Genomic DNA, 18,459 nt, shown 5'->3' with positions numbered 1-18,459 from the left:
GTCACAGGATCAGGGCGGGCGGAGACCCCGATCCACGGCCGCGGTGGCCGCGCACGTCCGCCTGTCCAACGGACGGGATTCGGTAAACACGCCTCGCCGTACGACTGAACAGAGCCGTCCTCTCCGAGGCAGAGAAGGCTCCCGTAACGGACTTGAGCGCATTCCACAGGGGAACGAATCCGCACGATCGAGCATCCGGTGGAAAGTTACTCTCCATCATGCAGCGGTGAGCACCAAACGCCTCCACCGCGGTTTCGACGTATGGGCGCCAGATCTCTGCCAGTTCATCAGAACCGGCCTTGCTCTCCCGACTTTCGAGGCCGAAACCCCAGAAGGGCAGGCCTAGACCACCGATCTTGCAGACGACGTTCGGACGTCGTGCAAGATCATGCAGGGAGTCTCTCCAGCATCGAAAGATTGCGTTGCTCTCCTCAGCGTTCGTTTCCATGGCTATCGCCAACCCCAGATGGTTCAGGACCATCGTCGTCTCCGGAACGGAGTCCGCCAATCTGCTCAGCTCTGGGAGCTGATGGTGGAGGACCGCGGCGTCGAAAGTGAGTTCTCGTTTCCCGAGCTCGCGCAGACCTGACACGAGCCCCGGGCGGCGGATGAGTCCGCTCGGGGGACGGTGCGTGATGTACCGGTAAGGCGCCTCAGACGGGTGGTCGATGAGTATCTGACGGACCCCACGGAAGCGGTCGGGTGCGGTCGAGAGCGCGAGATCGAGGAACTCTCCCACGGACTCGCCGACGGTGAGGTCTGCGTAGCCCACAATCGCGGCCGAGACTCGGCAGTGTCCGTAACCGCCGGTGTCACTCATCGCGGCCACGCCGTTGGCGAACTCGACCTCACCAATCGCGCGCAACTGCGCCGGACCGTAGGTGCGTGCCATCGCCTGGGTTTCGACGTACACCGAGGAGGCGATGTTGTGCCCCGCCGAGGCATCCGCCAGATAGTCCTCGAACATGTAGCGCCCGGTCGGGCGGTCGAAGAGGTGGTGGTGCGAGTCGACGATCTCGAGGTCGGGATCGAGAATCGGTTCACTCGTCCTGCCGTTGTGTTCGGTCATAGCGGTTCCCTTCCTGCTGCGCAGACCTAGGTCAGCTCGTCGGGATCGCTGCATCATTCTCTTGTTCGAGGACGGTCGTGAGCGTCGCTATCGCCGTCACGGCATTGGGCCATCCTGCGTAGAACGCGAGATGTGTGATGATTTCGACGAGTTCATCTTGCTGTACGCCATTGTCCAATGCCCGCGAAAAATGCCCCGGCATTTGGTTTTCCCGGCAGAGGGCGACCAGCGCAGCCACGGTTATCAGACTGCGGTCGCGTGGGGACAACCCAGGTCGCTCCCAGACGTCACCGAACAGCACCTCGTCGGTCAGCGATGCCAGCTTCGGCGCGAGAGTGCCGAACATCCTCTGCGCACGACTGACAGTTGCATCTTCGGTATCTTCGGACATCGGTCTCCTTCGAGGATGGGACGGAACCGCAATTCGCGAGCACGCACTGTGTACATATCGCGCTTTGGCCGTGCTCCGCACTAGAGGTACGTGCAGTTCGGACGTCACGGCGGTCGCCTTCGCACCGCACGTTCGACAAGTCGGCGCGTGCGCCGTCGTCGCCGGCACGGAGAAACTCTATCTGCATTCTACATTGCGTTGCATTATATATTGAGCACAACGCGATGTTCCCCACGAGCGCGGTCCTGGGACTGCCCGGCGCGGCCGACGGTTTCCGGCCGAGTAGCCGGTCCAACCCAGACACCGTCCATCCACCGGTCGTCAGTTCCGTCGACCAACGAAATCAATGAGAAACGGAGACGTTGTGGCACCTGAAGCAACGACCACACCGATCGCCGCTGGCGACGTAACGGTTACCCGTCGCAGCGCTGCCGGCGTGATCGAACTCAGCAGGCCCGAGAAGTTCAATGCGCTGAGCCGGGCAGCCTTCGAAACCATTCGTGCGGCAATTGACGAGTTCGAGCAGCCCGACTCCGGCGTCCGGTCTGTGCTGATCACCGCGCAGGGAAGACACTTCAGCACCGGGGGCGATCTCGCAGAAGCAAAAGTGATGATGCGAGACCCGACACTGCTCGACGACTTCCTTCTACTGGTCCACGAGACCTTACAGCGACTGGAGAACAGCCCACTGCCCGTGATCGCATCGTGCCGGGGCCTCGCTCTCGCGGGCGGGCTCGAGCTGGCACTGTGCTGCGATGTGGTCTTCGCCGCAAGTGACGCTCGTTTCGGCGATCAGCACGTGCAATACGGGCTAGTGCCGGCCTGGGGTGGAACCCAGCGTCTTCCGCGACTCATCGGCCTCAGCCGGGCACTCGACCTGATGTATTCAGGCCGGTGGATCGACGCCGAAACCGCGTTGCGCTGGGGGATCGTCAACTACGTGGTAGACCCCGAGCGATTGGACGAAGAAGCGACGCAGTACTGCAGCGCCTTGGCTTCCCGGAGCCGGCCCGGGTTGGCAGCCATGAAACGGCTTGGCCGGGGCGCGCTGCACAACACCCTGAACCTTGGTCTGCGCCTCGAGCGCGAGACAGTTGTCGAGGCCATGGCCGGAGGGGACCCGGCGGAAGGCATCGCCGCCTTTGAGGCGCGGCGGCATCCGCACTTCACAGATTGAGGTCCCCGACCGAATGGACGGATCGGGCAGGGGCGGTGCGATGGCACTGCCCGATTCCCGAATCCGGCCGATTCAACGCCTGGGGCGAGCGAGTAAAGTCGTTCTCCGTCCACACACGCTCGACCCGCGTGCGGGGACTCTACCGGAGCGTTCGGGTAGCTCTCTTCAGAATGTTCCTGCGGATTCAGGTCCAGAGGTGATCAGTCGATGCCGGCGCGTGGCGAGTCGATGATCGAGCGGGTCGTGCGCGTGCTCGAAGCGTTCAAGGACGCCGGTGGTTCCCTGACCGCGTCGGAGATCGCACGCCAGGCGGACATTCCGATCCCGTCGGCGCATCGTATCGTCACGGAACTCGTCGGCCTCGGGATCCTCGACCGCGACGCCGACCGCCGGGTCCGAATCGGAATGCGGTTGTGGGAGATCGTGACCAGATCGTCAGGCGTCCTCACACTCCGCGAGATCGCGCTCCCCTACATGGAAGACCTGCGAGACGTAGTCAACGCGCCTACCCTGCTGTCGATACTCGATCGCAACGACGTCATCAACGTCGACACCCTGTCGTCGCGGCAGCCGAGTGCCACGAACGTGACGCAACCCGGAGTTCGCCTACCCGCGTTGACGTCGTCTCCCGGCATGGTTCTCGTCGCCTTCGCGCCGCCGGACGTGCGGGAGCGAATCCTCCAGGAGGCCAAGGTCACTCGCTTCACCGAGCACACCGTGGTCGACCGCACTGAACTTGCACGGATCGTGTACGAGACCCGCCGAGTTGGGTATGTCGTCGCACGGCAATGGATCTCGCCCGACGCCACCGGAATCGCCGTGCCGATACTCTCCGACGACGGTACCGCGCTCGCCGCGCTGTCCGTCACGACGCCGTTCGGTGTGGGCGTGCCGTCCGATCTGCTGCCGGCACTGCACACGACCGCCCGCGGCATCTCCCGGGCGTTCCTTGCAGGCAGCGGGCACACCAACCCCCGGTTGACCCTGCTGATGCAGCAGATCCGGCACGCCACCGACCCCACATGAGCTGCCCCACTCTTCCACGGTGTTGAGACCGGTCTCACTAATTGTTTCTCGTTGACCGAGAAAGCTACTTCCGCCCGCTTCGGCGGTGAGCGAATCTCGACCTGACAGAAAACGGAATGAGAGCGGAGACCTCTGATGCGAAACGCAGCGGACGAGGCGAGACACGTGACCGGCCTCGAGGTCGAGGTCGGCGCAGGACGGACGCCCGAGTAGATGACCAGGTACGAGATCCAGAATTCAGAAGATCCGATGAGCACCCTGTGCCGCATGGCGGTGCAGACCGGCTACACGGATCTCCCGGAGGACGTCGTCCGCCACGCAAAGCACACCCTGCTGGACTGCATGGCCGTGATGATCGGCGGCTCGGGCATGGACGGCATCCCGGCGATCGTGGAGATGGTCAAGGACAAGGGCGGAACACCACAGTCCGTCTTACCGTTCTATGGCGGCCGAGTCCCGGCGACGGAGGCGGCGCTGGCGATCGGGCCGATGCCTCGCGCCATGGACTGCGGCGATCTTCACGAAGAAGCGGGTCACATCAGTGAATACGTCGTTGCGTGCCTGCTCGCGGCAACCGGCCTGCGGCCGAACGTCACCGGAGAGGAGTTTCTCACGGCGTTGGTAGTCGGCCAGGAGACTCTCATTCGCGTGGGGTCCGCCTACAAGCTCATCAGCTCGGCCGTGAAGTCCAATGACTGTGGCGGCCACTACATTTTCGGGGCTGTCGCCGCGGTCGGGAAGCTCCTCGGCTTCTCCCAGGAACAGTTGGAGAATGCCCAGGGGATCGCACGCACGATGACCCAGCCCCACACGATGGCGATCTACGCACCCGCCACCCTGATGGTCCGCGTGCACCACGGTCTGGTCTGCCAATCCGCGATCACCGCCTGCCTACTCGCAGAAAAGGGCATCACCGGACCGCGTCAGGAGGTGCTGACGGGAGCCAACGGATACCTGCGCACGGCGCGCTGGCAGACGGATCCCGATGCACTCACTCGCGATCTGGGCGAGCGCTGGGAAATGATGCAGATCATCACCAAGGGCTACAGCGCCTGCTACTTCTCGCACTCGTCGATCGACGGAATCCTGGAACAGATGCGCACACACGATTTCGCTGCCGGCGACATCGCCGAGATTCACATCGATGTCTCCACCTCGGGCTGGCGCGCCGTGTGCGAACCGACCGACAAGAAGTGGCATCCGCAGACGGTTCCGGAATGCCAGTTCAGCCTGCCGTATGCCGTCGCAACCGCCGCGATCGACAAAAAGGTCTTCTTGCAGTCGTACGCGGCCGAAGCCCGGCAACGCCAGGACGTCCGAGAACTGATGTCGACGATCTCGGCCACCGAGGACCCGTCCGTGTCGGATTGGGGAGCCCGGCTCACGACCACGCTGCGAGACGGCCGCAAGATCGTGACCGAGCACGTGTACGTCAAGGGGCACCCGGAGAACCCGTTCAGTGAGCAGGACTTCATCGACAAGTTCCGGATGTGCGTCCCGTTCTCGGTGCTGCCGCTCAGCGAGCAGGTGGTCGAGGCGATGGTCGACGACATCCTTGCGCTGGAGAAGGCCGACGACGTGGTCGCGGCGCTGCTTCTCCCACTGACCCCGGCGCCCTGAGCGCCCGGTGCGCTTTCCTGACCCCCAACACCGCAAAGGACACACCCATGGGCACCCTCCCACCCGTCGAAGAAGCCGCCGCCCGGCTCGTCACCGACCTGACCTTCGACACCATCCCCGCCGACGCCCTCGCCGGCGCCCGCCGCCTCATGCAGGACCAACTCGCCCTGCAAATCGGAAGCGCCTCACTGCCCTGGAGCCAGGCACTGCTCGACCTGACCCGCGCCGCGCACGTCCCCGGCAAATCACACGTCGCCGCCACAGGCGACCAGATGAGCGCCGCCGACGCCGCCTTCGTCAACGCCTCCTTCGGCCACGGCTTCGAATACGACGACGCCCACCGCGCCAGCTCCTCACACCCCGGCAGCTGCGTCGTCTCCACCGCCCTCGCCGTCGGCGAAGAACTCGGCGCCACCATGGCCGAGGTCATCACCGGCATCGTCGTCGGCTACGAGGTCTACACCCGCATCGGCAACCTCGCCGCACCCCAACTCCTCGAACGCGGCTTCCACCCCCACGGACTGCTGTCGAACTTCGGCGCCGCCGCCGTCACCGCCAAGATGCGCGGCTTCGACACCGAGACCACCGTCCACGCCCTCGCCATCGCCCTCAGCCACGCCTCCGGCACCACCGAATACACCTCCTCCGGCGGCTCCATCAAACGCATCCACTCCGGTATCGGCACCCGCAACGGCATCCGTGCCGCCGACATGGCCGCCGCGGGCATCACCGGTCCCACCACCTTCCTCACCGGCGGGAAGGGCTTCTACCGCACGTTCGTCGGCCGCCCGGTCGCCGACGACGACGCCGCCACCTTCGGCCTCGACCAGCCGTTCGAGATCACCCGCATCTGGATCAAGCCGTACTGCTGCTGCGGCATCAACCACGCCTACATCGACGGCGCCCGCCAACTCGCGGCCCGGGCCGCCGACGTCGACTCGGTGTTGCTCGGCATCCAGACCGGCGGCGACGTCGTCATCGGCAACAAGAACGCCAACGCCTACGCACCGAAGATCATCGAGCACCTGCAGTACAGCCTGCCGTTCCAGTTCTCGCTGTCGTTGCTCGGCAAGGGAAACGGCTTCCGCACTCACAACGCCTACCTGGCCGGGCGGCTCGACCTCGGTCCCGGCAGCGACGTCGCCACCCTCGCCCAGAAGGTCAAGATCGAGGTCACACCCGAACTCGACACCGCCTACCCCGGCCGCTGGGTCGGCGACATCACCGTCACCTACACCGACGGCACCAGCGAACACCTGTTCGTCGACAACCCCACCGGCACCGCCGAAAACCCGATGCCGCAGGAGGACCTCGACGCGAAATTCCGCGACGTGACCTCGGCATCGCTGGGCACCGAGCGCGGCGACACCCTGCTCCACGCCATCCAGCACGGCGACCTCGACCAACCCGCCTCCGACTTCGCAGCCCTGCTGAAGGTCTGATTCCCTCCCACCGAGGACGGGCCCATAGCCAGAGGTCACGAGGAAAACTTCCCCAGGAATTACAGCTAGGACACTTCAACACTTCGAGCGAGAGGGACCCGATGAGCGGGACCAAGGATTGGCCGACGCGGACGGGTATGCGCCCGTATCAGCTTGCGACGGTGCTCTTTTGCATGTTCTTGAATATGCTGGACGGCTACGACGTTCTCGTGATGGGTTTTGCGATGCCGCACCTGCCCGAGGGTTTCGCCACCAACCCTCAGAAGGGTTACCTGATCAGCGCGGCACTCGCGGGAATGGCGGTGGGCGCGATCGGCCTCGCCCGTTTCGCGGACGTCTTCGGCCGGCGGCGCGTCCTGCTGGCCGGCCTCGCCACCAACACCCTCGGGTTGGCCGGGTCGGCACTCTCGATCAACTTCGAGACACTCCTCGCCACTCGCTTCGTCACGGGCATCGCGATCGGCACCATCAGCGTCGTCATCATCGTCCTCTGCCAGGAGGCCGCCCCGACCAATCGCCGCAGTGTGGCGGTCGGAATGGTCATGATCGGGTACCCGCTCGGCACGTTGCTGGCCGGCTTCGCCGGTGCCGGGCTCATCGCCCTGGCGGGTGGGGCTTGGCAGGGCATGTTCTGGATCGGCGCCGGGCTGGGGATTGTGTCGTTCATCGTGACCGTCGCTTTCCTCCGCGAATCCCCCGAATTCCTCGCACGCAAGAATGCACCTCGAACAGGTAACCGCGTGGCGGCTGAGCCCGAGGTCCCGACCCCTCTCCTCGGTCGGAATCTGCGAGCGCGCACACTCCTGCTGGTGTTCGGCTACTCGATGCTCACCGCGGGCTACTACTTCGTGAGCACCTGGACGCCGCAGCTCATCAAGGCGACCAGCGGGGACGCGGGCAGTGGCGCCTTGGCAGGCATCATGATCGGCGTCGGTTCGGTTGTTGGAGCATGCCTTTTCGGTGCGTTCGGTCTGCGGTTCCCGGGTGCGCGGATCGCGTTCGCAACCTCCCTTGTGTCCGCTGTGGCGATTGCAGCCTTCGCGGTCACGCTTCAGGGTCCGTTCGCGTTGGCGATGGCCGCGCTGCTCGGCGGTGGCATCTTCGCGGGCCTTTCGGGATACACCTCCGCCTCGACTGAGGTGTACCCGGTGCTCGCGCGGGCCAAGGGGTACGGCGCGATGATGGGCATCGGGCGTGCTGGCGCGATCCTCTCGCCCATCGTCGCGGGATACGCGCTCAGCGTGATGACGCCGCGTGCGATGTACCTGGCGGTCATCGTGCCCCTCCTACTCGCAGCCCTCGTGGCAGTCCCCCTCATGCGCGTCACCCGCGCCGTCGAAGCCGACGCATCTCACGTGGATGCCCACCCCCTCGCAGTTGCAGAGTAGGAGGCCGCGCTCAGGTGGCGGTCCTTCGCTGCAGCCAGATCCTGTGAGCCGGCACGGTGTTCGTCGTCGGCGCGTGGGTGCCGGCGACAGACGACAGGCCGGGGCTGGGACCGTCGTCGAGCGGGACCGCACGTTGAGCATGCCAACGCATGGATGGCGGTGTCGCAGCGTGACATTCCGGATACGAGTTCGTCAGGGACGGAACTGCTTTCACTTCGTCGAATATTTCAGCGGAAGATGCTTCGACGAATCCGGATACACACCGCCGAACCGAAAATCCGGCACCACCGGATCCCAGGTGGTCCGGGCGCGGCTCGATCAGCACGCCCGGATCACACGTACTCCTCACCCGATTCCAGCCGGTAGCCACCGAGCATCCCGTTCAGTCTTCTTCAGTCGCAGTGTTCTGGACCACCTCGAACCAGGTGGAGTCCATCGGGCCGGCCTCGAGACCCACGAGCTCTTCACGAGTCGAACGGAAGGCTTCGTCATGATGCCAGGCCGACCAGTCTTCTCTCGATTCCCAGACGCCGACGATGGCGCGCTCGAGTGGCTCGTCGACCCCTTTGAGAAGCTGCGCAGATATCCACCCGGGCTTTTCACGCGCCGCAGTGACCCGCTCATGCATTGCGCGGTCCCATTGGTCGGCTCCCTCCTCGCGAAGCACAACGCGAGTGACGATTGTCATCATCTTGGCTCTCCTTTCCGGCCCTTCTCAGAATGAACCCGTGGGTCGACAAACTCCACGAATGCGGCAGCATGCCGTCGCGACGACGTGAAAGAGGCAGCACCGCGGGATCCCGCAGCGTCGATCAGTGCCGCTGGTCCGCAGGATTGTCGCCGTCCAACACCGTCCCTGCGGCGAGTTGCCGCCGGAGGAGGTTGAGCGCCGCATGCTGGAGGAGGAGTACGGCCTCGACGTTCGTCCCGAGGATGCGTGCCACCTCGACGGCGGGGAGGCGGTGCGCGAGCCGGAGTCGCAGCACCGTCCGGTGGCGGTCGGGGAGGGAGTCCATCAGGGCCGCGGCCCCGGCTGCCTCCTCGTCGTCGAGGGTCACGACAGGCCTTTCTCTCGGATCGCACCACTGTCGCTGACCCGACGTCCCAGGGGGAAGGGACCGGCGTCCCGATCGTCCGGGATCCCGCCGACCCGGGTCCGCCGTCCTGCCCGACGCTTTACGCTGAACGGCATGACCGCTCTTCGCGCGGAGTGGATCAGAATCTGGCGCAACCCGGCAGACACCCTTGCCACCGTGGCGTTCAATGCCGTCCTGATGATCGGGGCCTGGTTCCTGCTGCCCAGGAACTGGTTGTTCGAGTGGACCGGACCGTCGGGTTTCGCGCTGGCCCTCGCCGGCTGGATGTACGCCGACGTCACCGCCACCAACGTTCTGGCACCGGACCGCGAGCGCGTCCTCGCCGCACTCGACGACCGGGACGCGCTGGGTGCGTTACTCGCCGCGAAGGCGGTGGCACTGTGGATGCTGATCGCCCCGATCTGCGCGACCATCGCGATCGTCGTGGGTTTCGCCGAGCAGGACTGGCTGTACACCGCGGTGGTGGTGGTCGCGGTGGCGCTGTGCCCGTTCGGCGCACTCGCCGGGTCGAGTCTGGTCGGGGTGTACTTCCCCTACCACCAGCGGTCCCTGCGGTGGCGGTGGGAGCAACGCGACCGGTGGCGCACGGTCGTCGTCCGGTGGCTGATCCTGCTGGTGGTGCCGTACGGGGTGTTCCCCGCGTTCTCGGTCGCGATCGCCGTCGTCCCGGTGGTGCTGTGGCGGCTCGTGCGACCGGCCGACGTGCACACGCGGATCGGCACCGCGGACTTCGCACTGTGCGTCGCCCTCGCCGTCGTCATCTCCGCGCTGATGTGGGGGGCGGCGCGTCGAATCGCTTTGTCGCGCATACAACGCGACGAACCGTTATCGGCCTACCTGCGCGACCGGGACAGGGGCTGAGCCGGATCCGATGCAGTGTCCTCCACGACGGCGGCGCCGCGCGCCAGGGCCACCGCGGCCAAGATGACGGCGACCAGGGCGATGACGAGGACGGCGGTCACCTTCCGGTCTGCATCCAGGTACTCGCCGAGCACCACGAAACCGAGCAGCGACGCCACGAGGGGTTCCATCACCGTGGTCGCGGGGAGCGACGCCTGCAGCGCTCCAACCTGAAAGGCCGACTGCTGAAGCGTGACCGCGGCGGCTCCCACGACGACGAGGGCGTACAACTCGATCGAGGTGAACAGCGGTCTCGGCCCCTCACCGGCGAGGTGCACCACGCCCTTCGTCAGTACCGCTGCCACACCGAACAACGCACCACCCGCCAGGCCGAGCAGCAGTGCGCGGCGCGACCGGCTGCCCGACCGCGCACCCAGCAGGCACGCGAGGACGAAGGGCAGCCCGATCAGGCAGATCACGATCCAGTGCCGGGTCTCCGCGCGCTCGACGCCCGGTCGTGGGTCGCCGACCACGACGAGGACCGCGATCGCCGCGGTGAGGGCGGAGGCCCACAGCCAGTCGGCGCGGGTGACCGTCCGCCCGGAGAACCGGGCACCCAGCGGCAACGCGAACAGCAGCGACAGCACGAGCAGCGGTTGCACCAGCAGCAGCGACCCCAGGCCCAGGGCGGCCGCCTGCAGCGCGTACCCGCCGATCCCGACGACTGTGCCGACCCACCACACCGGTTGACGCACCAGCGTCGTGATCGGTCCGAGTACGCCGACGTTCTGGTCCGGGATCTGCGCAGCACTGCGGTGACGGACCACCGTCCCGACGGCGATGCACAGCGCGGCACCCACTGCGAACACCACGGCGAGCACGGAGTCGGTCACAGTCATTCACTGTAAGTGCAGAATGTCCGGTTCGCCCGGTGACGTGAGTGCCGATGCGCACCCCCGCACACATCGCCACTCACGTGCGCAGGTGAGTGGGAAAGCGTGCCGGGGCACACGATGCCACTCACGTCAGGAGAGATGCTTCGGCTGGGGGGTCGCCTTGTGGAATCGGTCCGATCCGACCTCGTCCTGGCTCGCCTCCGGTGGGCATTCGGCGCTGTATTTGCCGGCGTGTTCGACCGAGACGATGACGGACTTCGACGTGGGACAGTTGCTGCCGACGGCCGTGGAATCGAGCGGGACGAGCGGGTTGGTCTCCGGGTAGTAGGCGGCGGCCGAACCCCGGGGCGTGTCGTATTCGACGATCCGGAAATCGTGGGCGCAGCGGACCCGGTCGTCGCCTGCCCAGTGGGTGAAGAGGTCGACCATGTCACCGTCGTCGAATCCGAGGGACGCGATGTCGTCGCGGTGCAGGAAGATCACGCGGCGACCTCCCTCGATTCCGCGGTAGCGGTCGCTGAGCCCGTAGATCGTGGTGTTGAACTGGTCGTGGCTGCGGATCGTCTGCAGGATCACGTGCCCCGGAGGCACCTGCAGCACCTCGATCGGGGACACCGCGAATTCGGCGCGCCCCGAGTGGGTGGGGAACGTGCGGGAATCGCGCGGCGGGTGCGGCAGGACGAACCCGCCCGGCCGGCGGACGTTCACCTCGTAGCCTTCACACCCGGGCACCACCCGCGAGATGTGCAGGCGGATGTTCGCGTAATCGTCCCGCATCTTCTTCCACTCGAGACCGTAGCGGTCGCCGATCGTGGCCTCCGCGATGCGCGTGACGATTCCGACCTCCGAATCGAGGTGCGGGCTGGCCGGTTTCAACGGTCCCCGGGACGCGTGGACCGAGCACGTCGAGTCCTCGACCGAGATGAACTGCGGCCCGCCGGCCTGGACGTCCTGCTCGGTGCGGCCTTTCGTCGGCAGGATCAGGGCGGTGTCACCGCACACGAGATGCGAGCGGTTGATCTTCGTCGAGACGTGGACGGTCATCCGGGTCTTGCGCAGTGCGGCCGCGGTGACGTCGGTGTCCGGGGCGGCCTGGACGAAGTTGCCGCCCAGCCCGAGGAAGAAGTGCGCCTTGCCGTCGCGCATCGCGCGGATGGAATCGACGGTGTCGTAGCCGTTCTCGCGGGGCGGATCGAAGTCGAACTCCTTCGCGAGCGCGTCCAGGAAGTGTCGCGGCGGACGCTCCCAGATTCCCATCGTGCGGTCGCCCTGCACGTTCGAGTGCCCGCGCACCGGCAGCAGCCCGGCACCGGGTTTGCCGATGTTTCCCTGGGCGAGAGCGATATTGGTGACTTCCTTGATGATCGCCACCGAGTTGTGGTGCTGGGTGAGGCCCATCGCCCAGCAGAAGACGGTGGCGTCGGACTCCCGCAGGAGCCGGGCCGCGTCGGTGATCTGCTCCCGCGACAGCCCGGTCGTGCGGGTGACGACGTCCCAGTCGATGTCGGTAACGTGCTGCTTCCACAGCTCGAATCCGATCGTGTGCTGTTCGATGAACTCGTGGTCGAGGGCATCCCATTCGACGAGCAATGAGCCGAACGCCTGGAGCAGCGCGAGATCGCCGTTCAGTGCGATGGGCAGATGCATGTCGGACAGGTCGGTGCCGGGACCCACCATGCCGCGGGGCGTCTGCGGATTCTTGAAGTTGACCAGGCCCGCCTCGCGGAGCGGGTTGATCGAGAGGATCTTCGCGCCGTTCTGCTTGGCCTTCTCCAGCGCCGACAGCATTCGCGGATGGTTGGTCCCCGGATTCTGGCCCTGCAGGACAATGAGCTTCGCCTGATAGACGTCGTCCATCGTGACGCTGGCCTTGCCGATGCCGATCGACTCCTGCAGCGCGATGCTGGTCGATTCGTGGCACATGTTGGAACAGTCGGGCAGATTGTTCGTCCCGAACGCGCGGACGAACAGCTGGTACGCGAACGCGGCCTCGTTGGACGCCCGGCCGGACGTGTAGAAGATCGCCTCGTCCGGACGGTCCAGGGCGTTCAGCTGATTGCCGATCAGGGCGAATGCCTCGTCCCATTCGATGGGTTCGTAGTGCGTACCGCCGGGCCGCTTCACCATCGGATGCGTGATCCGGCCCTGCTGCCCCAGCCAGTGCTCGCTGTGGCAGTCGAGTTCGGCGATACTGTGGCGGGCGAAGAATTCGGGTGTTGCGCGGTCGCGGGTGGCTTCTTCCGCCACCGCCTTGGCGCCGTTCTCACAGAACTCCGCGGCGTGGCGGTGACCCGGGTCGGGATCGGGCCACGCGCAGCTCATGCAATCGAACCCCTCGGCCTGGTTCAACTGCAGCAACGTCTCGGCCGTACGAACCACGCCCATGTGCTCGAGCGCGCGCTTCATCGACACCGCGACAGCGGTCGGACCGGCCGCGTGGTCCTTCGGCGGCCCGACCTCGAGATCGGCCTCGTCGTAATCGCGTTCCTCGTCCTTGTGTCGCATCGTTCAGCCTTTCGTCAGGACGACCTCCCCACCAGCCGACCGAGATAGTCGATGACGTCGTCGGTCGCGGTGGCCGCGGCGGTGAGCGCGACGTAACCGTCGGGGCGCACCACCACCAGCGTGCCACCGTGTGCCCCGTATGCGCTGCGTGCCAAACCGCGGTCGTCGACCACGTCCACGCCGGGACCGCGGGAATCGCCCACTACCACGTACTTCACGTCGTCGGGCGCGTCTTCGGCCAGGGTCTGCATGGTGTGCCGGGATCCGCCACCGAACCCGAGAATCGTGAAGTGTGTGCCCCGGAAGACGTCGAACAGTCGCAGCGGCGTGCCGTCCGGGCTCAGGCACGGCGCGTCGGGTGCCCGGTCTCCCGCGCGCACACCTGTCGTCACGTCCCCGTCCCGAGACAGTGAACTCCACGGGTAGCCCAGACCGAGTTGCTGACCGTCTTCGGTCACCGCGCCCGCAAACCCCTCGGAGTCCTCGCGTCCGAGGTTCGCGGCCACCTTCTGCAGCCCCGCACTGCTCACCCCGAGCGTCCAGCGCGCGAGCGGCAACCGTTCCTCCTCGTACGTGTCGAGGAGCGACGGGTCCGCGGAGCCGGCCAGGACGAGAGCGAGTTTCCACCCCAGGTTGTAGGCGTCCTGGATTCCCGTGTTCATCCCGAGCCCACCGGCAGGCGGATGAACGTGGGCCGCGTCCCCGGCCAGGAACACCCGACCGTCGCGGAAGCGGTCCACCATCCGCACGTTCACATGCCAGGTGGACAGCCACGTCGGGTCGGACAATCGCACGCCCGGGCCGCAGGCGATGTCGTCGAGAACGCGCTGGAAGTACTCGAGCGACGGTTCGGGCAGGTTGCCCTCCTCGTCGAAGTCCGCGAACGGCACTCCCTGGAACTGCCAGGAGTTGATTCCGCGGAACGGGCACAGTGCGACGAACCCCTGCTCGGGGTGCGTCCACTGGTACCAGTGATCGGGGACCAGGCCTTCGACGGACACGTCGCCGAGGAGCATGCCCTCGATGCCGCCCGTTCCCTCGAACGACACCCCGAGCGCCTTGCGCACCGTGCTGCGCCCGCCGTCGCAGCCGACGAGGTAGCGCGCCATGACTGTCCCGCCACCGGCGAGTCGTACGGTCACCTTGTCGGTGGTCTGCTCGAACCCCACCACCTCGACACCGCGCTCCACGTCGATCCCGAACTCCGACAGCCTTTCTCGCAGGATCTGCTCGGTCCGCCACTGCGGGATCATCAGCCCGCCGTCGTAGGGCCGATCGGGGGTGGGACTCAGGTCCGCGTGCGGGTCGCTGTCGCGCACCACCTGGCCGCGCACCGCGACCCGGCTGGGCAGATGCCGGAACCCGGCTTCGACGATTTCGTCGACGATGCCGAGATCGTCCATCACCTCCTGGCTGCGCGCGGTCAATCCTTTTCCCCGCGAACCCGCGAACGGCTCGGGCGACCTGTCGAGGATCCGCACCTCGACGCCACGTCGCGCGAGTTCCAGCGCGAGCGTGAGCCCGGTCGGACCGGCACCGGCCACCACTGCCTCGGTAGGGCTCATGGCGTCATCGTATTCGCGACGGCACCGATCCGGCGGGAAAGTCGCTGCACAATCGTCGACGAAGGACCCCCGCGCGCAGTAATCCTCTCGCTCAGAAGTTTCCGCGGGCGGCCTGTTCGCGTTCGATGGCTTCGAAGAGGGCTTTGAAGTTGCCGATGCCGAAGCCGAGGGAGCCGTGGCGTTCGATGAGTTCGAAGAACACGGTGGGGCGGTCGACGAGGGGTTTGGTGAAGATCTGCAGCAGGTAGCCGTCCTCGTCGCGGTCGACGAGGATGCCGCGTTTCTGCAGTTCGGCGATCGGGGCGCGGACGTTGCCGATCCGGGCCCGCAGTTCGGGGTCCTCGTAGTAGGAGTCGGGGGTGGCCAGGAATTCGACGCCCTCGGCGGTGAGCTGGTCGACGGCGGTGAGGATGTCGTTGGTGGCCAGGGCCAGGTGCTGGGCGCCGGGGCCCTGGTAGAAGTCGAGGTATTCGTCGATCTGCGACCGCTTCTTCGCGATGGCGGGTTCGTTGAGGGGGAACTTGACCCGGTGGTTGCCGTTGGAGACGACCTTGCTCATCAGCGCGGAGTAGTCGGTGGCGATGTCCTCGCCGACGAACTCGGCCATGTTCGTAAAGCCCATGACCCGGTTGTAGAAGTCGACCCAGTGGTCCATCTTGCCGAGTTCGACGTTGCCGACGACGTGGTCGAGGGCCTGGAACAGGCGCTTGGGGGCCCCGTCGCGTTTGGTGTGGCCGGAGGTGCGGGCGGTGTAGCCGGGCAGGTAGGGGCCGGTGTAGTTGGTGCGGTCGACGAGGGTGTGGCGGGTGTCGCCGTAGGTGGCGATCGCGGCGAGGCGGACGGTGCCGTGCTCGTCGGTCACCTCGTGCGGTTCGTCGAGGACGGTGGCGCCCTGGGCGCGGGCGTGGGCGATGCACTTGTCGACGTCGGGGACGGCGAGGGCGATGTCGACGACGCCGTCGCCGTGGGTGCGGTGGTGCTCGATCAGCGGGCTGGCCGGGTCGACGGCACCCTGGATGACGAAGCGGACGGCCCCGGATTCGAGGACGAAACTGTGGTGGTCGCGGTTGCCGGTGGTGGGTCCGGAGTAGGCGACGAGGGTCATCCCGAACGCGGACTGGAAGTAGTGGGCGGTCTGGGTGGCGTTGCCGACCACCCAGACGACGGCGTCCCAGCCGCTGACCGGGAACGGGTCGCGGGTGCCGTCGTATTCGACCAGCCCGACCAGCTGCTCGAGCTGGCCGAGGTCGAGACCTGCCAGGCGTTCCTTGTCGGTGAGAGTCTGCTCGATCGTCATCGCTGTCTTCCTGGTTCGAGGGACGGGGGCGTGGCCTGTTGCCTGGGTCACTACGAAAACCCACACCGTCCACATAGGCAACCGAGCCAGCAGAAGCTAGCCGAAGTGCCACCTTCGGCGGCTCCGGTACCAGTTTTCTTATACAGTCGGACTAGTTGAATCCGTTCGGAAAGGTCTGGCCATGAAGGACGCAGTGCAGTTGGACGAGCTCGACTTCGCCCTTCTCGACGCCATGCACGACGACCCGAAGGCCGGCGTGCTGGAGCTGTCGCGCCGGATCAAGGTCGCGCGGGCCACCGTCCAGGCGCGGGTGCGCAAACTCGAGGAGTCGGGCGTGATCGCCGGGTACGAGCCGCGACTCGACATCGCGGCCGCGGGGTTCGACGTGCAGGCATTCGTCACGCTGGAGACGGCGCAGGGCGCACTCGACTCCGTGACGTCGGAGCTGGAGTCGATTCCCGGCGTGCTCGAGGCCTTCGCGACCACCGGTTCCGGCGACATCCTGTGCCGCATCGCGGCCGGCTCCCACCTGGGGCTGCAGCAGACGCTGATCGATCTGAACAAGTCGAGTGTCGTCGCCCGGTCCACCAGCGTGATGGTGCTGTCGGTGATCGTCCCGTACCGGTCGATGCCGCTCCTGCGGACCCTCGACCGGCCGCGCTCGGCGAAGGCCCCGGCCTATCGCACAGCCCCCACGGAACCGGATTAGCAACGCGATCATCTGTTCTGATGCACAAACTGAATAGAAAATCCTGGAACTTCTTTCTCGGTGATGTTCATCGTGGCTATGTGCTGCCCGGCCGGTTGCGGCGCACGAGTGGCGGCCGACACAGTGATCGCCGTAACAGCGCGGGCACCGGCCGGGAACACGGCCGGGTCGCCCCGAGCCCCGGCAGTCGAGAAACCGAGAGAAGCCATGAAGAATCTGCTCACCCGATTCGAAGAGAAGGCCCCCGAGATCGTCTTCGAGTGGCACGACACGGAGACCTCCGCACGCGGATGGACGGTGATCAACTCGCTGCGTGGCGGCGCTGCCGGCGGCGGAACCCGGATGCGTCGCGGTCTCGATCGGCGCGAGGTGGAATCGCTCGCGAAGACCATGGAGGTCAAGTTCACCGTCTCCGGTCCGGCCATCGGCGGCGCTAAGTCGGGCATCGATTTCGATCCGACCGACCCGCGCAAGGACGAGGTGCTGCGGCGCTGGTTCAAGGCCGTGACCCCGCTCCTCAAGGCGTACTACGGCACCGGCGGCGACCTGAACGTCGACGAGATGGCCGAGGTCGTGCCGATCACCGAGAGCTACGGCCTGTGGCACCCGCAGGAGGGCGTCGTCAACGGACACTTCGCGGCCAGCGACCGTGAGCGGGTGCAGCGGGTGGGACAGCTGCGTCTGGGTGTCGCGAAGGTCGTCGAGGATGCGCGGTTCACTCCCGATCCGCAGGCGAAGTACACGGTGTCGGATCTGATCACCGGCTGGGGTGTCGCCGAATCGGTGCGGCACTACTACCGGGTCTACGGCGGCGAACTGGCCGGCAAGCGGGTGATCATGCAGGGCTGGGGCAACGTCGGCGCCGCCGCCGCGTACTACCTGGCGCAGTCGGGTGCCCGGATCGTCGGAATCCTCGACCGCAACGGTGGGCTGACGAACACCGACGGCTACGACTTCGAGCAGATCCGCGCACTGTTCCTGGCCAAGGAAGGCAACGAACTGCGCGCAGCGGGCATGGTGCCGTTCGAGGAGATCAACGAGACGATCTGGAGTTCCGGCGCCGAGATCTTCCTCCCCTGCGCCGCATCACGTCTCGTGACACGCGACCAGGTGGACCGGCTGATCGCGGGCGGCCTCGAGGTGGTGGCGAGCGGCGCCAACGTGCCGTTCGCGGACGACGAGATCTTCTACGGCCCCACTTACGAGTACGCCGACAAGAGCGTCGCCGTCGTCCCCGACTTCATCGCCAACTGCGGTATGGCCCGGGCGTTCGCGCTGCTGATGGAAGGCGACATCGAGGTGTCGGACGAGGCGATCTTCGGTGACGTGTCCGCTACCGTCGCGACTGCCCTCGAGCGTTGCTTCGCGCGTTCGTCGCAGCCGACCGGAATCGCCGGTACCGCGTTCGAGATCGCACTCGATCAGCTCGTCTGACGG

Annotated in this window: 16 protein-coding genes; 8 read left to right on the top strand and 8 right to left on the bottom strand. The window is 66.3% G+C overall.

Annotated elements, in window-relative coordinates:
- Window position 1 precedes the first annotated feature (1 nt).
- The gene (locus WKC72_RS07165; RefSeq protein ID WP_370182156.1) at window positions 2-967 is read right to left on the bottom strand and encodes an amidohydrolase; all 966 of its coding nucleotides are present in this window, start codon (window positions 965-967) and stop codon (window positions 2-4) included.
- Between the two features lie 133 nt (window positions 968-1,100).
- Window positions 1,101-1,460, bottom strand: a complete 360-nt coding sequence (locus tag WKC72_RS07160) for a carboxymuconolactone decarboxylase family protein (protein WP_268789124.1) — start codon at window positions 1,458-1,460, stop codon at window positions 1,101-1,103.
- A 364-nt stretch (window positions 1,461-1,824) separates the two neighbouring features.
- Here WKC72_RS07160 and WKC72_RS07155 point away from each other — a divergent pair, with 364 nt between their 5' ends.
- The 5 genes from WKC72_RS07155 to WKC72_RS07135 all read left to right on the top strand — a co-directional run bounded on the left by WKC72_RS07155 (window position 1,825) and on the right by WKC72_RS07135 (window position 8,113).
- The gene (locus tag WKC72_RS07155) at window positions 1,825-2,637 is read left to right on the top strand and encodes an enoyl-CoA hydratase/isomerase family protein (protein WP_268789123.1); all 813 of its coding nucleotides are present in this window, start codon (window positions 1,825-1,827) and stop codon (window positions 2,635-2,637) included.
- A gap of 207 nt (window positions 2,638-2,844) precedes the next feature.
- The gene (locus tag WKC72_RS07150; protein ID WP_370182155.1) at window positions 2,845-3,663 is read left to right on the top strand and encodes an IclR family transcriptional regulator; all 819 of its coding nucleotides are present in this window, start codon (window positions 2,845-2,847) and stop codon (window positions 3,661-3,663) included.
- 213 nt (window positions 3,664-3,876) lie between these two features.
- Window positions 3,877-5,283 carry an MmgE/PrpD family protein gene (locus tag WKC72_RS07145; RefSeq protein WP_370182154.1) on the top strand — a complete coding sequence of 469 codons (1,407 nt, stop codon included), beginning with the start codon at window positions 3,877-3,879 and terminating at the stop codon, window positions 5,281-5,283.
- A gap of 47 nt (window positions 5,284-5,330) precedes the next feature.
- Window positions 5,331-6,725, top strand: a complete 1,395-nt coding sequence (locus tag WKC72_RS07140) for an MmgE/PrpD family protein (RefSeq protein ID WP_370182153.1) — start codon at window positions 5,331-5,333, stop codon at window positions 6,723-6,725.
- A 173-nt stretch (window positions 6,726-6,898) separates the two neighbouring features.
- Window positions 6,899-8,113, top strand: a complete 1,215-nt coding sequence (locus tag WKC72_RS07135) for an MFS transporter (RefSeq protein ID WP_370182152.1) — start codon at window positions 6,899-6,901, stop codon at window positions 8,111-8,113.
- A 382-nt stretch (window positions 8,114-8,495) separates the two neighbouring features.
- Here WKC72_RS07135 and WKC72_RS07130 read toward each other — a convergent pair whose 3' ends face one another.
- Together WKC72_RS07130 and WKC72_RS07125 are read right to left on the bottom strand one after the other, a co-directional pair.
- Window positions 8,496-8,804 carry an antibiotic biosynthesis monooxygenase gene (locus tag WKC72_RS07130; protein WP_037230022.1) on the bottom strand — a complete coding sequence of 103 codons (309 nt, stop codon included), beginning with the start codon at window positions 8,802-8,804 and terminating at the stop codon, window positions 8,496-8,498.
- A 121-nt stretch (window positions 8,805-8,925) separates the two neighbouring features.
- Window positions 8,926-9,171 carry a sigma factor-like helix-turn-helix DNA-binding protein gene (locus WKC72_RS07125; RefSeq protein WP_268789117.1) on the bottom strand — a complete coding sequence of 82 codons (246 nt, stop codon included), beginning with the start codon at window positions 9,169-9,171 and terminating at the stop codon, window positions 8,926-8,928.
- Window positions 9,172-9,303: 132 nt separating this feature from the next.
- Here WKC72_RS07125 and WKC72_RS07120 point away from each other — a divergent pair, with 132 nt between their 5' ends.
- On the top strand, window positions 9,304-10,071 hold the full coding sequence (locus WKC72_RS07120) for a hypothetical protein (RefSeq protein WP_268789116.1): 768 nt from the start codon (window positions 9,304-9,306) through the stop codon (window positions 10,069-10,071).
- On the opposite strand, the gene WKC72_RS07115 is transcribed toward WKC72_RS07120, so the two are convergent.
- The 4 genes from WKC72_RS07115 to hppD all read right to left on the bottom strand — a co-directional run bounded on the left by WKC72_RS07115 (window position 10,044) and on the right by hppD (window position 16,313).
- Window positions 10,044-10,949: a DMT family transporter gene (locus WKC72_RS07115; protein ID WP_268789115.1), complete on the bottom strand. Its 906-nt coding sequence runs from the start codon at window positions 10,947-10,949 to the stop codon at window positions 10,044-10,046. The genes WKC72_RS07120 and WKC72_RS07115 overlap by 28 nt on opposite strands.
- A 126-nt stretch (window positions 10,950-11,075) precedes the next feature.
- On the bottom strand, window positions 11,076-13,451 hold the full coding sequence (locus WKC72_RS07110) for an FdhF/YdeP family oxidoreductase (protein ID WP_370182151.1): 2,376 nt from the start codon (window positions 13,449-13,451) through the stop codon (window positions 11,076-11,078).
- Between the two features lie 14 nt (window positions 13,452-13,465).
- The gene (locus tag WKC72_RS07105; RefSeq protein WP_370182150.1) at window positions 13,466-15,016 is read right to left on the bottom strand and encodes an FAD-dependent oxidoreductase; all 1,551 of its coding nucleotides are present in this window, start codon (window positions 15,014-15,016) and stop codon (window positions 13,466-13,468) included.
- Between the two features lie 91 nt (window positions 15,017-15,107).
- Window positions 15,108-16,313, bottom strand: coding sequence for a 4-hydroxyphenylpyruvate dioxygenase (gene hppD / locus WKC72_RS07100; RefSeq protein ID WP_370181093.1), 1,206 nt, complete (start codon window positions 16,311-16,313; stop codon window positions 15,108-15,110).
- Between the two features lie 181 nt (window positions 16,314-16,494).
- Here hppD and WKC72_RS07095 point away from each other — a divergent pair, with 181 nt between their 5' ends.
- Both WKC72_RS07095 and WKC72_RS07090 read left to right on the top strand, forming a co-directional pair.
- Window positions 16,495-17,022: an Lrp/AsnC family transcriptional regulator gene (locus WKC72_RS07095; protein WP_009475814.1), complete on the top strand. Its 528-nt coding sequence runs from the start codon at window positions 16,495-16,497 to the stop codon at window positions 17,020-17,022.
- A gap of 207 nt (window positions 17,023-17,229) precedes the next feature.
- Window positions 17,230-18,456, top strand: coding sequence for a Glu/Leu/Phe/Val dehydrogenase dimerization domain-containing protein (locus tag WKC72_RS07090; RefSeq protein WP_009475816.1), 1,227 nt, complete (start codon window positions 17,230-17,232; stop codon window positions 18,454-18,456).
- Window positions 18,457-18,459 lie beyond the last annotated feature (3 nt).

The sequence above is a fragment of the Rhodococcus wratislaviensis genome (assembly GCF_041228765.1).
Taxonomy (GTDB): domain Bacteria; phylum Actinomycetota; class Actinomycetes; order Mycobacteriales; family Mycobacteriaceae; genus Rhodococcus_F; species Rhodococcus_F wratislaviensis.
Note: the sequence above shows the minus strand (reverse complement) of the source record. Positions and strands in the feature narration are given on the sequence as shown.

What these genes read in the sequence shown, in the direction of transcription:
- WKC72_RS07140 (WP_370182153.1), top strand. Translation starts at nt 5,331, where the DNA reads ATGGGCACCCTCCCACCCGTCGAAGAAGCCGCCGCCCGGCTCGTCACC.
- WKC72_RS07110 (WP_370182151.1), bottom strand. Translation starts at nt 13,451, where the DNA reads ATGCGACACAAGGACGAGGAACGCGATTACGACGAGGCCGATCTCGAG.
- WKC72_RS07130 (WP_037230022.1), bottom strand. Translation starts at nt 8,804, where the DNA reads ATGATGACAATCGTCACTCGCGTTGTGCTTCGCGAGGAGGGAGCCGAC.
- WKC72_RS07160 (WP_268789124.1), bottom strand. Translation starts at nt 1,460, where the DNA reads ATGTCCGAAGATACCGAAGATGCAACTGTCAGTCGTGCGCAGAGGATG.
- WKC72_RS07135 (WP_370182152.1), top strand. Translation starts at nt 6,899, where the DNA reads ATGTTCTTGAATATGCTGGACGGCTACGACGTTCTCGTGATGGGTTTT.
- WKC72_RS07095 (WP_009475814.1), top strand. Translation starts at nt 16,495, where the DNA reads ATGAAGGACGCAGTGCAGTTGGACGAGCTCGACTTCGCCCTTCTCGAC.
- WKC72_RS07145 (WP_370182154.1), top strand. Translation starts at nt 3,877, where the DNA reads ATGACCAGGTACGAGATCCAGAATTCAGAAGATCCGATGAGCACCCTG.
- WKC72_RS07115 (WP_268789115.1), bottom strand. Translation starts at nt 10,949, where the DNA reads ATGACTGTGACCGACTCCGTGCTCGCCGTGGTGTTCGCAGTGGGTGCC.
- WKC72_RS07165 (WP_370182156.1), bottom strand. Translation starts at nt 967, where the DNA reads ATGTTCGAGGACTATCTGGCGGATGCCTCGGCGGGGCACAACATCGCC.
- WKC72_RS07150 (WP_370182155.1), top strand. Translation starts at nt 2,845, where the DNA reads ATGCCGGCGCGTGGCGAGTCGATGATCGAGCGGGTCGTGCGCGTGCTC.
- WKC72_RS07105 (WP_370182150.1), bottom strand. Translation starts at nt 15,016, where the DNA reads ATGAGCCCTACCGAGGCAGTGGTGGCCGGTGCCGGTCCGACCGGGCTC.
- WKC72_RS07120 (WP_268789116.1), top strand. Translation starts at nt 9,304, where the DNA reads ATGACCGCTCTTCGCGCGGAGTGGATCAGAATCTGGCGCAACCCGGCA.
- hppD (WP_370181093.1), bottom strand. Translation starts at nt 16,313, where the DNA reads ATGACGATCGAGCAGACTCTCACCGACAAGGAACGCCTGGCAGGTCTC.
- WKC72_RS07090 (WP_009475816.1), top strand. Translation starts at nt 17,230, where the DNA reads ATGAAGAATCTGCTCACCCGATTCGAAGAGAAGGCCCCCGAGATCGTC.